The 12,455-nt window shown below is 50.9% G+C and carries 11 protein-coding genes; 7 read left to right on the plus strand and 4 right to left on the minus strand.

Features of this window, described 5'->3' with window-relative positions; translation table 11 throughout:
- Positions 1 to 40: 40 nt before the first annotated feature.
- A complete protein-coding gene (locus tag ACMHLI_RS07805) occupies positions 41 to 592 on the minus strand; it encodes an NAD(P)H nitroreductase (RefSeq protein WP_413528960.1) in 552 nt (183 codons plus the stop codon).
- 190 nt (positions 593 to 782) lie between these two features.
- Between ACMHLI_RS07805 and sppA the strand changes: the two genes are divergently transcribed.
- The 3 genes from sppA (at position 783) to pncA (ending at position 4,422) form a co-directional block, all read left to right on the plus strand.
- Positions 783 to 2,636, plus strand: coding sequence for a signal peptide peptidase SppA (sppA, locus tag ACMHLI_RS07810; protein ID WP_413528961.1), 1,854 nt, complete (start codon positions 783 to 785; stop codon positions 2,634 to 2,636).
- Between the two features lie 134 nt (positions 2,637 to 2,770).
- Positions 2,771 to 3,784 carry an asparaginase gene (gene ansA / locus ACMHLI_RS07815; RefSeq protein WP_413528962.1) on the plus strand — a complete coding sequence of 338 codons (1,014 nt, stop codon included), beginning with the start codon at positions 2,771 to 2,773 and terminating at the stop codon, positions 3,782 to 3,784.
- An 8-nt stretch (positions 3,785 to 3,792) separates the two neighbouring features.
- A complete protein-coding gene (gene pncA, locus ACMHLI_RS07820) occupies positions 3,793 to 4,422 on the plus strand; it encodes a bifunctional nicotinamidase/pyrazinamidase (protein ID WP_413528963.1) in 630 nt (209 codons plus the stop codon).
- A 71-nt stretch (positions 4,423 to 4,493) separates the two neighbouring features.
- Here pncA and ACMHLI_RS07825 read toward each other — a convergent pair whose 3' ends face one another.
- Both ACMHLI_RS07825 and msrB read right to left on the minus strand, forming a co-directional pair.
- Entirely contained in the window at positions 4,494 to 4,766 is a 273-nt protein-coding gene (locus ACMHLI_RS07825) for a YeaC family protein (RefSeq protein ID WP_413528964.1), read from the minus strand.
- 93 nt (positions 4,767 to 4,859) lie between these two features.
- A complete protein-coding gene (gene msrB, locus ACMHLI_RS07830) occupies positions 4,860 to 5,273 on the minus strand; it encodes a peptide-methionine (R)-S-oxide reductase MsrB (RefSeq protein WP_413528965.1) in 414 nt (137 codons plus the stop codon).
- A gap of 349 nt (positions 5,274 to 5,622) precedes the next feature.
- Between msrB and gapA the strand changes: the two genes are divergently transcribed.
- Together gapA and ACMHLI_RS07840 are read left to right on the plus strand one after the other, a co-directional pair.
- Positions 5,623 to 6,621, plus strand: coding sequence for a glyceraldehyde-3-phosphate dehydrogenase (gene gapA, locus ACMHLI_RS07835; RefSeq protein ID WP_413528966.1), 999 nt, complete (start codon positions 5,623 to 5,625; stop codon positions 6,619 to 6,621).
- A gap of 182 nt (positions 6,622 to 6,803) precedes the next feature.
- Entirely contained in the window at positions 6,804 to 7,673 is an 870-nt protein-coding gene (locus tag ACMHLI_RS07840) for a D-hexose-6-phosphate mutarotase (RefSeq protein ID WP_413528967.1), read from the plus strand.
- Positions 7,674 to 7,914: 241 nt separating this feature from the next.
- Here the strand turns inward: ACMHLI_RS07840 and ACMHLI_RS07845 are convergent, their stop codons facing one another.
- A complete protein-coding gene (locus ACMHLI_RS07845) occupies positions 7,915 to 8,664 on the minus strand; it encodes a MipA/OmpV family protein (protein ID WP_413528968.1) in 750 nt (249 codons plus the stop codon).
- A gap of 547 nt (positions 8,665 to 9,211) precedes the next feature.
- Here ACMHLI_RS07845 and yeaG point away from each other — a divergent pair.
- A complete protein-coding gene (yeaG, locus tag ACMHLI_RS07850) occupies positions 9,212 to 11,146 on the plus strand; it encodes a protein kinase YeaG (protein ID WP_413528969.1) in 1,935 nt (644 codons plus the stop codon).
- A 34-nt stretch (positions 11,147 to 11,180) separates the two neighbouring features.
- Positions 11,181 to 12,455, plus strand: coding sequence for a YeaH/YhbH family protein (locus ACMHLI_RS07855; RefSeq protein ID WP_413528970.1), 1,275 nt, complete (start codon positions 11,181 to 11,183; stop codon positions 12,453 to 12,455).

The following is a 12,455-nucleotide window of genomic DNA, read 5'->3' on the forward strand; positions in this document are numbered from 1 at the left end:
AAGCGCTGAAGAAAACCGGTGATTGCGTGAGCTTTTACTTTTAAAAATGAGAAACGAACGGCGTGCTGTCGACCGGGATAATTTGCAGGCTGGCTTTCAGCTGCGGCGTGCCGAGGTACAGGAAACCGACAATTTTGTCGTTCTCACCGCATTTAAACGCTTTGCGCACGTCAGGATGATCGGTCCACGCGCCGCTGCGCCAGATACCATTGAATCCCTGCGCCAGCGCCGCCATCTGCATTGCCTGCACCGCACAACCGGCGGACAGCAGCTGTTCCCACTGCGGGACTTTCGCGCTCTCTTTGCAGGCGGCGATCACCGTGATTATTTGCGGAGCGCGAAGCGGTGCCTGCGTGGCTTTTTCGACAGCCTTTTCATCGGCACCGTCTTTAATGGCGGCCGCGCGCAGCAGTTCGCTGAACCTTACCAGACCGTCGCTTTCTGCGATCACAAAACGCCATGGCTGTAAGGCGCCGTGATCCGGCGCGCGCATCCCGGCATTGATGATATTTTGCAACGCCTGCCCGGTCGGCGCAGGCGCGGCCAGACGGGAAGCAGAACGGCGGTTAAGTAATAAATCTAAAGCATCCATTGAAATCTCCTGAGCAGAACTGAGAATAATTGCTATTAACCTTACGTTAACATAGGCGCCCCGCCATTTTCCAACTGCCTTTGGGCTTTAAGAGAATGACGCACCGCCAAATTCTGAAATGATTTAAAGCTGACTTTTTTCCGGCGGGTCATTAGGATAGCGATACTTTTCCCGTCTTGTTGGAGAGACCATGCGCACATTGTGGCGAATTATCGCCGGTTTTTTTAAGTGGACCTGGCGTCTTCTTAATTTCGTCCGAGAATTTATTCTCAACGTATTTCTTATAGTGATTATTTTGGCCGGTGTTGGCATCTGGTATGCAGTGCAGGATAAACCTGTTGATGCGACCAAAGGCGCGTTGCTGGTTGACCTTAGCGGTTCCGTGGTCGATAAGCCTTCGGTCAATAATAAAGTCCGCCAGTGGGGACGTGAACTGCTGGGCACCTCGAGCAGCCGCCTGCAGGAAAACGCCCTGTTTGATCTGGTCGATACTATCCGTGCCGCGAAAGACGACAAAAACATCACCGGTATGGTGTTGCAGCTGACGGACTTCACCGGCACCGATCAGGCCTCGATGCAATACATCGGCAAGGCGCTGCGTGAATTCCGTGATGCGGGCAAACCGATTTACGCTATCGATGACAGCTACGACCAGGCGCAATACTATCTGGCCAGCTACGCTAACAAGATCTATCTGTCACCGCAGGGCGCGGTCGATCTGCACGGTTTTGCCACCAATAATCTTTACTACAAAACGTTGCTGGATAAGCTGAAAGTCACCACCAATATCTTCCGCGTCGGGACGTACAAATCCGCCGTAGAACCGTTGATTCGTGACGATATGTCCCCGGCCGCCCGTGAAGCAGACAGCCGCTGGGTCGGCGGATTGTGGACCAACTATCTGAACACCGTTTCCGCCAACCGTCAGATCACGCCAGAACAGCTGTTCCCTGGTGCAGCAGGCGTTCTGGCTGGTATGCAGGCCACCGGTGGCGATATGGCGCAGTACGCGCTGAAAGCCAAACTGGTGGATTCGCTGGCGTCCCGCACCGAGGCGGAAAACGACATGGTGAAAGCATTTGGCTGGAATAAAACCACCAAAGACTTTAATTACACCAGCATCTACGATTATTCGCCAAAACCAAAACCGGACAATAACGATCCGCAAATCGCGGTGATCTTCGCGACCGGTGCGATCAACGACGGTGAAGAACAGCCGGGCGCGGTTGGCGGCGATACCACCGCACAGCAAATTCGCGATGCCCGTCTGGATCCGAAAGTGAAAGCGATTGTGTTCCGCGTCAACAGCCCTGGCGGCAGCGTGAGTGCCTCCGAAGTGATCCGCTCTGAACTTGCCGCCGCGAAAGCCGCCGGTAAACCGGTAGTGGTTTCCATGGGTGGCATGGCGGCATCAGGCGGTTACTGGATATCCACGCCAGCGAACTACATCATCGCCAGCCCGAGCACCCTCACCGGTTCCATCGGTATCTTTGGGGTAATCAACACTTATCAGAACACGCTGGATTACGCCGGTGTGCACACTGATGGCGTGGCGACTTCCCCACTGGCGGATATTGCGTCTACCAAAGCGTTGCCGCCTGAGTTCTCGCAGATGATGCAACTGAACATCGAGAACGGGTATAAAACCTTCCTCGGCCTCGTGGCAGATTCGCGCCACAAAACGCCTGAGCAGATAGACCAGATCGCACAGGGTCATGTGTGGATTGGTTCTGACGCCAAAGCCAACGGACTGGTGGATGAGCTGGGTGATTTCGATGACGCAGTGAAAAAAGCCGCTGAACTGGCGAAACTGCCAAAATGGCAGCTTAACTGGTACGTCAGCGAACCGAGCCTGAGCGATTTGGTGTTCTCGCAGGTGAGCGCCTCCGTTCACGCCATGCTGCCCGCCGTGGTTCAGGCTTATCTGCCTGCGCCGGTGAGTAAAATGGCGATGGAATTGAAATCTCAGGCAGACCTGTTCAATAACATGAACGATCCGCAAAACCGTTATGCGCTTTGCCTGACCTGTGGTGATGTGAAATAACGTTCATTTAAACCGCTAACAGCCAGCCCGGAGCCTCGCAGAGAGCCTCCGGGCTTTTTTATGGTGGGACACCGGCGGCGAAATCTTTATACTCAGCGCAGTGGCTTTCATCTTTCTGAATAAGAACATCTTCGATGACTAAAAAATCTATTTACGTGGCCTACACCGGCGGCACCATCGGTATGCAGCGTTCCGAACAAGGTTACATTCCGGTTTCCGGCCACCTGCAGCGCCAGCTTGCGCTGATGCCTGAATTCCATCGCCCGGAAATGCCAGAATTCACCATTCAGGAATACGCACCGCTGATGGATTCCTCCGACATGACTCCGGAAGACTGGCAGCACATCGCCGACGATATCCAGGCGCATTACGAAGATTACGACGGTTTTGTCATCCTGCACGGCACCGACACTATGGCGTTCACTGCTTCCGCGCTGTCTTTCATGCTGGAAAACCTGAGTAAGCCGGTAATAGTGACAGGGTCACAAATCCCCCTTGAGGCTTTGCGTTCCGACGGCCAAATTAACCTGCTTAATTCGCTGTACATCGCGGCCAACCATCCGGTTAACGAAGTCACCCTGTTCTTCAACAATCGTCTTTATCGCGGCAACCGCAGCACCAAAGCGCATGCCGACGGTTTCGATGCATTCGCCTCGCCGAACCTGACGCCGCTGCTGGAAGCCGGGATCCACATCCGCCGCCTTTCCACGCCGTCATTGACTGTCGACCCTGCCGCCAGACTCATCGTGCATAACATCACGCCACAGCCGATTGGCGTGGTGACGATTTATCCGGGGATTTCCGCCGAAGTAGTACAGAACTTCCTGATGCAGCCGGTGAAAGCGCTGATCCTGCGCTCTTACGGCGTCGGCAATGCGCCGCAAAAAGGGGATTTGCTGAAAGTGCTGAAAGACGCGTCTGAGCGTGGCATTGTGGTGGTAAACCTCACGCAATGTATTTCGGGGCGCGTGAACATGGGCGGATATGCCACCGGCAACGCGCTGGCGCATTCCGGCGTGATCAGCGGTTTTGATATGACCGTCGAGGCGGCGCTGACAAAGCTGCATTATCTGCTTAGCCAGTCGCACACGCCGGAAGAAATCCGCGAACTGATGCAGAAAAACCTGCGCGGCGAGCTCACCGAATAAGGGTCAATATGAAATCTGCATTGTTGCTGGTCGATCTGCAAAATGATTTTTGTCAGGGCGGCGCGCTAGCCGTGGCTGAGGGTGATGCCACGATTACGATCGCCAATCAAATGATGGCGTGGTGTAAGAAAAAGGATGTCGCCGTCGTGGCGTCACAGGACTGGCACCCCGCCAAACATCGCAGCTTTGCGGCAAATTCCCATACCGAAGCCTGGACCGTCGGCGAGCTGAACGGACTGCAGCAGGTCTGGTGGCCGGTGCACTGCGTGCAGAATGAACCCGGCGCCGAGTTTCATCCGGCGTTGGAAATAAAACGTCTGGATTTCGTGGTGCAAAAAGGCACGAATATGGATATCGACAGCTACAGCGCGTTTTATGACAACGGGCATCTTGCCGCGACCATGCTCAATGACTGGCTGAAAGCCGCTAAGATCACCCATCTCTACGTCATGGGTCTCGCCACGGATTACTGTGTGAAATTCACCGTACTCGACGCGCTGGCGCAGGGATATAAAGTTACCCTGCTCACCGACGGCTGTCGTGGCGTGAATCTGGCACCGCAGGACAGTGATGAAGCCATTAAGGCGATGCAACTGGCGGGCGCGAAAGTGAGTACCTCAGCAGCAGTGTTGGGGTAAGTCATCACTGATTTTTAATGTTAAAAAAGGCGCTATTGAGCGCCTTTTTCATAGGTAACGAAAACCCAAGATCACTCCGGTCTTAGCCGGATCAGTGTCTCTTGCACAAACTGCTGCTTCAGTTCCTGCTTACTTTTGGTGACGATTTGTCCGTCGGTGCCAATGCTCATATGTTGAGCATCAACGTTATGACGCGACTGGTACAACATCACCGCCTGCAGGCTATGTTCTTTTTGTTCCGGGGTCAGTGCAACGCCGTCGGGCCATTTGCCCAGTTCTACTGCCAGTGCCAGACGCGCATAGATTTCCGGCGTCATCACATCAATGAGTTGGTTAATTTCCATCTGCTACCCCTTGCTCGCAGCAATTATTCAAGGTGTTTTGAATAATTGCTGAATCGATTTTGTCGGTAAAATTACGCACTACAGCTGCTGCATTTAGCCTGCAGTTTTATTGCCATTTTCGCCATCGATAAAACTCATCGAAGCGGAATTCACGCAATAACGCTCACCGGTTGGCTGCGGACCATCCGGAAAAACGTGACCTAAATGCGCTTCGCAATTAGAACAACGAATTTCCACACGCGCCATGCCATGGGTGTTATCCGTCAGGTATTTGATCGCATCATGATGAACTGGCTGATAGAAGCTGGGCCAGCCGCATCCGGAATCGTATTTGGTATCTGAGTAGAACAAGCGCGCGTTGCAAACCAGGCAGTGGTAAATACCTTCACGTCTGTTATGCAACAGTTTGCCCGTGTACGGAGGTTCAGTACCGTGCCCCTGCGTCACATGACGTTGAATTTCAGTAAGTTGTTCGAGTGAGGAAGACGATTCAGGTTCATTGCTCATAATTTTCGTTCTCTGACGAATAGAAAAATCAACTAAAATAACAGTTTATAATAACAAAAAATTAACAACGAATCTGTCTGTTTTGTCCTAAACTGTAGGGCATCAGCGTTAGCCAGCTCCAACTTGTGATGGCGATCACACTCCTGATGTTCCGACTCTTTATATTCTGTTTTTCGCCCCCATGTGGTTGTGAGCCGATTAAAAAAACGGAACGTGCAATTAGCGAACAAAAGTAGGTCGTCCCTTTGACTTACAGCAATAATTGACACGATTCCGCTTGACGCTCAGCAAGGTTTTTGTAATTTTACAACCAACCTTTTATTCACTAAAAAAATAGCTGGTGGAATATATGACTATCAAAGTAGGTATCAACGGTTTTGGCCGTATCGGTCGCATTGTTTTCCGTGCTGCTCAAGAACGTTCTGACATCGAGATCGTAGCAATCAACGATCTGTTAGACGCAGAATACATGGCATACATGCTGAAGTACGACTCAACTCATGGTCGTTTCAACGGTACCGTAGAAGTGAAAGACGGTCACCTGGTTGTTAACGGCAAAACCATCCGTGTTACCGCTGAGCGTGATCCAGCTAACCTGAAATGGAATGAAGTTAACGTTGATGTTGTTGCTGAAGCAACTGGCCTGTTCCTGGACGACGCGACTGCACGTAAGCACATCACTGCTGGCGCTAAGAAAGTTGTTCTGACTGGTCCATCTAAAGATGACACCCCTATGTTCGTTATGGGCGTGAACCATAAAGAATACGCTGGCCAGGAAATCGTTTCTAACGCTTCTTGCACCACTAACTGCCTGGCACCACTGGCAAAAGTGATCAACGACAACTTCGGTATCGTTGAAGCGCTGATGACCACTGTTCATGCAACTACCGCTACTCAGAAAACTGTCGATGGCCCGTCTCACAAAGACTGGCGCGGCGGCCGCGGCGCATCCCAGAACATCATCCCTTCTTCTACCGGTGCTGCTAAAGCAGTGGGTAAAGTAATCCCAGCTCTGAACGGTAAACTGACTGGTATGGCGTTCCGCGTTCCTACCCCTAACGTTTCCGTTGTTGACCTGACTGCACGTCTGGAAAAACCAGCAACCTACAAAGAAATCTGCGCAGTAATCAAAGCAGCTTCTGAAGCAGGCGATCTGAAAGGCGTTCTGGGTTACACCGAAGACGACATCGTATCTACCGACTTCAACGGCGAAAAACTGACTTCAGTATTTGATGCTAAAGCAGGTATCGCTCTGAACGACAACTTTGTGAAACTGGTTTCCTGGTACGACAACGAAACTGGCTACTCTAACAAAGTATTGGATCTGATTTCTCACGTTTCCAAGTAATTGGCAATGTTGATGAACTGATTAAAGGGCGACGCGAGTCGCCCTTTTGCTTTCTGTCAGATGCACTTTTTTATCAGGCACATGAGTGCGATCAATCTTAAAGCTTTGGTTCATCTGTAGTCTTGGTTCTTATCATCGTAATTATTTATCTACCCGATATAATATCAACAGGACACCAGATAATGATCGAGCAACTCTTTTCCCTACCCGTTGTAAACCAAATCTCAACCACCATCAGCCAGCGTCAAAAAGATGAACTCCCGGTGATTGTGGTTTCTCATCCTAAAGTTCGTGCAGCCGTTGCCTTACAGGGCGCGCATCTGTTGACATGGCAGCCTGAAGGCGAGGAACCTGTTTTATGGATGAGCAGCGCCAGCGCCTTCAAAGAAGGCGTGGCAATCCGTGGCGGTATCCCAATTTGCTGGCCGTGGTTTGGCCCTGCCGGTAAACCTTCGCATGGTTTCGCACGTAACATGCCGTGGGAACTGACCGATCACAAAGAAAACGATCAGGGCGTGGTATTAACGCTGACGCTGAAAAGTTCAGAAGAAACACTGGCACTCTGGCCACATGATTTCACGCTGACCGCACGGTTTACGTTGGGTGAAACCTGCCATATTGAACTGAAATCCACCGGTGACTTCGAGGCGAACAGCGCCCTGCACACTTATTTCAACATCGGAGATATCGCAGATGTCAGCATTAAAGGCCTGGGCGGCAGCTTCATCGATAAAGTCGACGGCGCGAAAGCCAAGCAGGAAACTGGAGATCTGACCTTCTCCGGTCAGACTGACCGCATTTACACCCAGCCGCAGGCGACCAGCGAAATCATCGATCCAGTGCTTAAACGTACGCTGGTGATAGCCCATGAGAATAATGCAGACGTGGTGGCGTGGAACCCTGGCGCGCAACTGTCTGTCAGCATGGCCGATATGCCGGATGACGGCTATAAGACTATGGTCTGTGTAGAAACCGCACAAGTTTCCCATACACATACGTCTTCGCATGCTGCACCTGCGTGTCTGGCTGTGACGTTCTCACTGCGTAAGTAGTAAACGCGTATACCAATCAGTTTGCATCATGCAGACATGACAAAGGGGCCTTTTGGGGCCTTTTGGGGCCTTTTGGCCCCTTTAATTATCTTTGCGGCGGTAAATGTAATCGGATCGACCCATCGGGGTGCGTCAAACGGCTTTCCCCCTTCCCGCATATTTCTCACCGCCCTGCAGATGTGCAAATGGGGCGAGACGCCCCATTATTGTGCATTTTATGCACCCACTCTGTGCCTGCCTGTTAGAACGTGTAAGTCACACCGGTCCAAACCACGGCGGTATAAGATTTATCCACCATCGGGCTGTCTTTCACTTCATCCGCTAAACGTATATAGCGACCAGTGAAGAATGCCTGCCAGTCTTTAGTAAAGTTGTAGCGCGCAGAAAGTTCCGCATAAGGGTTGAAGCTGTCATCAGCAGAATAGCTGCTCATGCCGCTGCGGCGAGATTCATCTTTGCTCACACCGTAGTAGTAGTCATTCTGATTGCTGCTGTTCCACATTACACCGAAGCCCGGAATCAGTGCCCAGTTATCCTGATGGATCGGATAAAGGTAAGCGGCGTCCGCGACCAGACCGTTGCTGTTATTGAGCACATCGCCACTAAAAGTCGCACGCAGCGTACCCCAGTCTTCGTTGTGTGAGTACGCCAGACCACTCATCAGGGTGCCACGACGTTTGTTCAGATTTTTCATCTGATGATCATCAGAATCATCAGGATCGAAAACAAATGGAATGTAGGTTGCAGTCAAACTGAACTTATTTTTGTCGTCTTTCCACAGGTAGTAACCTGCAGTCAGTGATTTGAAATAAAAATCATCACCCTCGTAAGAGACAAGCGGGACTGGATAAATTTTGTTGTCATAACCTCGGTACGGGTTGACGATGCCTAATGCAGAAGCCCCGAGGGACCAAGTACCCGCTACAGCTGCCTGACTGAAAAGTACTGCTGCGCCAACGATGGACAGTGTTTTAAGGCCTGGAGTTTTCATTGTCTTAATTCCATTAAGTAAAAAATCTTGGTCAGTGTAAATGAAGAGTAAACGTTGCGCTTAGCATTTACAGTTTTTAGGATTCCTTTACACAGGCATCGTCGGTAAAACCGGTGCGATCGCATAATTTATCTGCAAAATATGAAATAAAAATGACTAAAGAAAACACTTTCTGGCCGGAGGGTACGTCCTGTAAGGCTTTTCCAACCGTTTGTGAGAAGTGAGTCATTGATATGACTTAAAAAACGCCAGAAGCAGAGAGGAAATTTTTGTAATGCCAAACTACGCTTATAAATAGATGAAAGACTTAGCCTGAACCGGTTGCCCGCTCCACCGATTTAAGACAGTTTTCAGTCAGTCGCAACTGTCGGTATCAAAGGGGGTCTGCAAGTTGGCATAAGGGTTGCTGTATTCAGGTGGGATCTTTCTTCCGGGAGCGATTGTGTAAAAGTAGATTTACGCTCTCAATTACCTGTGCTTTATCCACGTTTTGACGTCGTCACTGACGCTCTGAACAAAGGGTAAAATAACGAAGGACGGGCATCGTATGAACATATTTGATCACTATCGCCAGCGCTATGAGGCTGCCAAGGACGAAGAGTTCACACTGCAGGAATTTCTTACCATTGCTCGGCAAGATCGCAGTGCATATGTCAATGCGGCGGAACGTCTGTTGATGGCAATCGGTGAACCAGTGATGGTAGATACCGCGCTTGAACCACGCATGTCGCGTTTATTCTCGAACCGTGTTGTTGCACGCTACCCTGCATTTGAAGAATTTTACGGTATGGAAGAGGCTATCGAGCAGATTGTTTCCTACCTGAAACATGCCGCGCAGGGCCTGGAAGAAAAGAAACAAATCCTTTATTTACTCGGCCCGGTGGGTGGAGGTAAATCGTCACTGGCCGAACGGCTTAAATCCCTGATGCAACGTGTACCGATTTATGTGCTGAGTGCCAACGGCGACCGCAGCCCGGTAAACGACCATCCGCTCTGCCTGTTTAATCCGCAGGAAGATGCGCACATTCTTGAAAAAGAATACAACATTCCTCCGCGTTACCTCGGCACCATTATGTCGCCGTGGGCCGCGAAACGCTTGCATGAGTTTGGCGGCGACATCACGAAATTCAAAGTCGTGAAAGTCTGGCCGTCGATTCTCGAACAAATCGCTATCGCTAAAACCGAGCCGGGTGATGAGAACAATCAGGATATTTCCGCGCTGGTCGGGAAAGTGGATATCCGTAAACTGGAAAACCACGCGCAAAACGATCCTGATGCCTACGGTTATTCCGGCGCACTCTGCCGCGCAAACCAGGGTGTGATGGAATTCGTTGAGATGTTCAAAGCGCCTATCAAAGTGCTGCACCCGTTACTGACCGCCACGCAGGAAGGTAACTATAACGGTACTGAAGGGATCTCCGCCCTGCCGTTCAATGGCATTATTCTGGCTCACTCCAACGAATCTGAGTGGGTGACGTTCCGTAACAACAAAAACAATGAAGCCTTCCTCGACCGCGTGTACATCGTGAAAGTGCCTTACTGCCTGCGCGTGTCGGAAGAGATGAAAATCTACGACAAACTGCTCAGCAACAGTGAGCTTTCCCATGCCCCTTGCGCACCGGGAACGCTGGAAACACTGGCCCGCTTCTCGATTCTCTCGCGTCTGAAAACGCCTGAGAACTCCAGCAGCTATTCCAAAATGCGGGTATACGATGGTGAAAGCCTGAAAGATACCGACCCTAAAGCCAAGTCCTATCAGGAATACCGCGATTATGCGGGCGTGGATGAAGGCATGAACGGGCTCTCGACGCGTTTTGCATTCAAGATTTTGTCCCGCGTGTTCAACTTCGACCATGTGGAAGTCGCCGCCAACCCGGTTCATCTGTTCTATGTGCTGGAACAGCAGATCGAGCGCGAGCAGTTCCCACAGGACATCGCTGAAAAATATCTCGAGCACCTGAAAGGCTATCTGATCCCGAAATACGCTGAATTTATCGGCAAAGAGATCCAGACCGCTTATCTGGAATCTTATTCAGAATACGGACAAAACATTTTCGACCGTTATGTCACGTACGCTGATTTTTGGATCCAGGATCAGGAGTATCGTGATCCGGACACCGGCCAGCTGTTCGACCGTGAATCGCTGAATGCCGAGCTGGAAAAAATCGAAAAACCTGCCGGGATCAGCAATCCAAAAGATTTCCGAAACGAAATCGTCAACTTCGTGCTGCGAGCCCGCGCCAACAACAGCGGCCGTAACCCCAACTGGACCAGTTACGAAAAACTGCGCACGGTTATTGAGAAAAAAATGTTCTCCAATACCGAAGAATTACTGCCGGTTATCTCGTTTAACGCCAAGACGTCGACCGATGAACAGAAGAAACATGATGATTTTGTCGACAGAATGATGGAGAAAGGATATACACGCAAACAGGTTCGCCTGCTGTGTGAATGGTATCTGCGCGTGAGAAAATCCTCGTAACAGGGGATCGTTGGCAACGCCGTTTGGGGGAAATATGACGTATTTTATTGACCGTCGACTTAATGGCAAAAATAAAAGCGCGGTGAACCGCCAGCGATTTTTGCGCCGCTATAAGTCGCAAATCAAACAGTCGATTGCCGAGGCCATCAACAAGCGTTCGGTTACCGACGTCGATAGCGGGGAGTCCGTCTCGATTCCCAATTCGGATATCAATGAACCCATGTTCCATCAGGGTCGCGGTGGCTTACGCCACCGTGTTCACCCCGGCAATGACCACTTTGTGCAGAATGACCGCATCGAACGACCGCAAGGGGGCGGTGGCGGCGGCAGTGGTCAGGGCGATGCCAGTCAGGACGGTGAAGGCGAGGATGAGTTCTCCTTCCAGATCTCCAAGGACGAATATCTCGATCTGCTGTTTGAGGATCTGGCGCTGCCTAACCTGAAAAAAAATCAGCATAAACAGCTGACCGAATTCAAAACTCACCGCTCCGGCTACACTTCTAATGGTGTACCGGCCAATATCAGTGTGGTGCGCTCTTTGCAAAATTCGCTGGCACGCCGGACGGCGATGACCGCGGGTAAAAAACGAGAGCTGCGAGAGCTGGAATCAACGCTTTCTGAAGTTGAAATCAGCGAACCGGCGCAATTACTGGAAGAAGAACGGCTGCGCAAAGAGATCGCCGAGCTGCGGGCGAAAATCGCCAAAACGCCGTTCATCGATACCTTTGATTTACGTTATCGCAACTATGAACGTCGCGCCGAGCCTTCAAGCCAGGCGGTAATGTTCTGTCTCATGGATGTGTCAGGTTCGATGGATCAGGCAACCAAGGACATGGCCAAACGTTTTTATATTCTGCTCTATTTGTTCCTGAGCCGGACGTACAAAAATGTTGATGTGGTCTACATCCGTCACCATACACAAGCCAAAGAAGTGGACGAACAGGAGTTCTTCTACTCGCAGGAAACCGGCGGCACCATCGTCTCAAGCGCACTGAAGTTGATGGATGAAGTCATTCAGGAACGTTACGACCCGGCGCAGTGGAATATTTACGCTGCGCAGGCCTCCGATGGCGACAACTGGGCTGACGACTCCCCTCTCTGCCACCAGCTGTTGGCGCAGAAGATCTTGCCGATGGTACGCTATTACAGTTATATCGAAATCACCCGCCGCGCCCACCAGACACTGTGGCGTGAATACGAAGTGTTACAGCAGAAGTTCGGTAATTTTGCTATGCAACACATTCGTGAACAGGAAGATATTTATCCGGTGTTCAGGGAGCTTTTTCACAAGCAAACTGAAAATGGGTGA

This window comes from Rahnella inusitata (assembly GCF_965118895.1).
Classification (GTDB): Bacteria; Pseudomonadota; Gammaproteobacteria; order Enterobacterales; family Enterobacteriaceae; genus Rahnella; species Rahnella inusitata_A.

Bases quoted from the DNA above. Each gene is read 5' to 3' on its own strand.
- ACMHLI_RS07805 (WP_413528960.1), bottom strand. From the start codon at position 592: ATGGATGCTTTAGATTTATTACTTAACCGCCGTTCTGCTTCCCGTCTG.
- sppA (WP_413528961.1), top strand. From the start codon at position 783: ATGCGCACATTGTGGCGAATTATCGCCGGTTTTTTTAAGTGGACCTGG.
- ansA (WP_413528962.1), top strand. From the start codon at position 2,771: ATGACTAAAAAATCTATTTACGTGGCCTACACCGGCGGCACCATCGGT.
- pncA (WP_413528963.1), top strand. From the start codon at position 3,793: ATGAAATCTGCATTGTTGCTGGTCGATCTGCAAAATGATTTTTGTCAG.
- ACMHLI_RS07825 (WP_413528964.1), bottom strand. From the start codon at position 4,766: ATGGAAATTAACCAACTCATTGATGTGATGACGCCGGAAATCTATGCG.
- msrB (WP_413528965.1), bottom strand. From the start codon at position 5,273: ATGAGCAATGAACCTGAATCGTCTTCCTCACTCGAACAACTTACTGAA.
- gapA (WP_413528966.1), top strand. From the start codon at position 5,623: ATGACTATCAAAGTAGGTATCAACGGTTTTGGCCGTATCGGTCGCATT.
- ACMHLI_RS07840 (WP_413528967.1), top strand. From the start codon at position 6,804: ATGATCGAGCAACTCTTTTCCCTACCCGTTGTAAACCAAATCTCAACC.
- ACMHLI_RS07845 (WP_413528968.1), bottom strand. From the start codon at position 8,664: ATGAAAACTCCAGGCCTTAAAACACTGTCCATCGTTGGCGCAGCAGTA.
- yeaG (WP_413528969.1), top strand. From the start codon at position 9,212: ATGAACATATTTGATCACTATCGCCAGCGCTATGAGGCTGCCAAGGAC.
- ACMHLI_RS07855 (WP_413528970.1), top strand. From the start codon at position 11,181: ATGACGTATTTTATTGACCGTCGACTTAATGGCAAAAATAAAAGCGCG.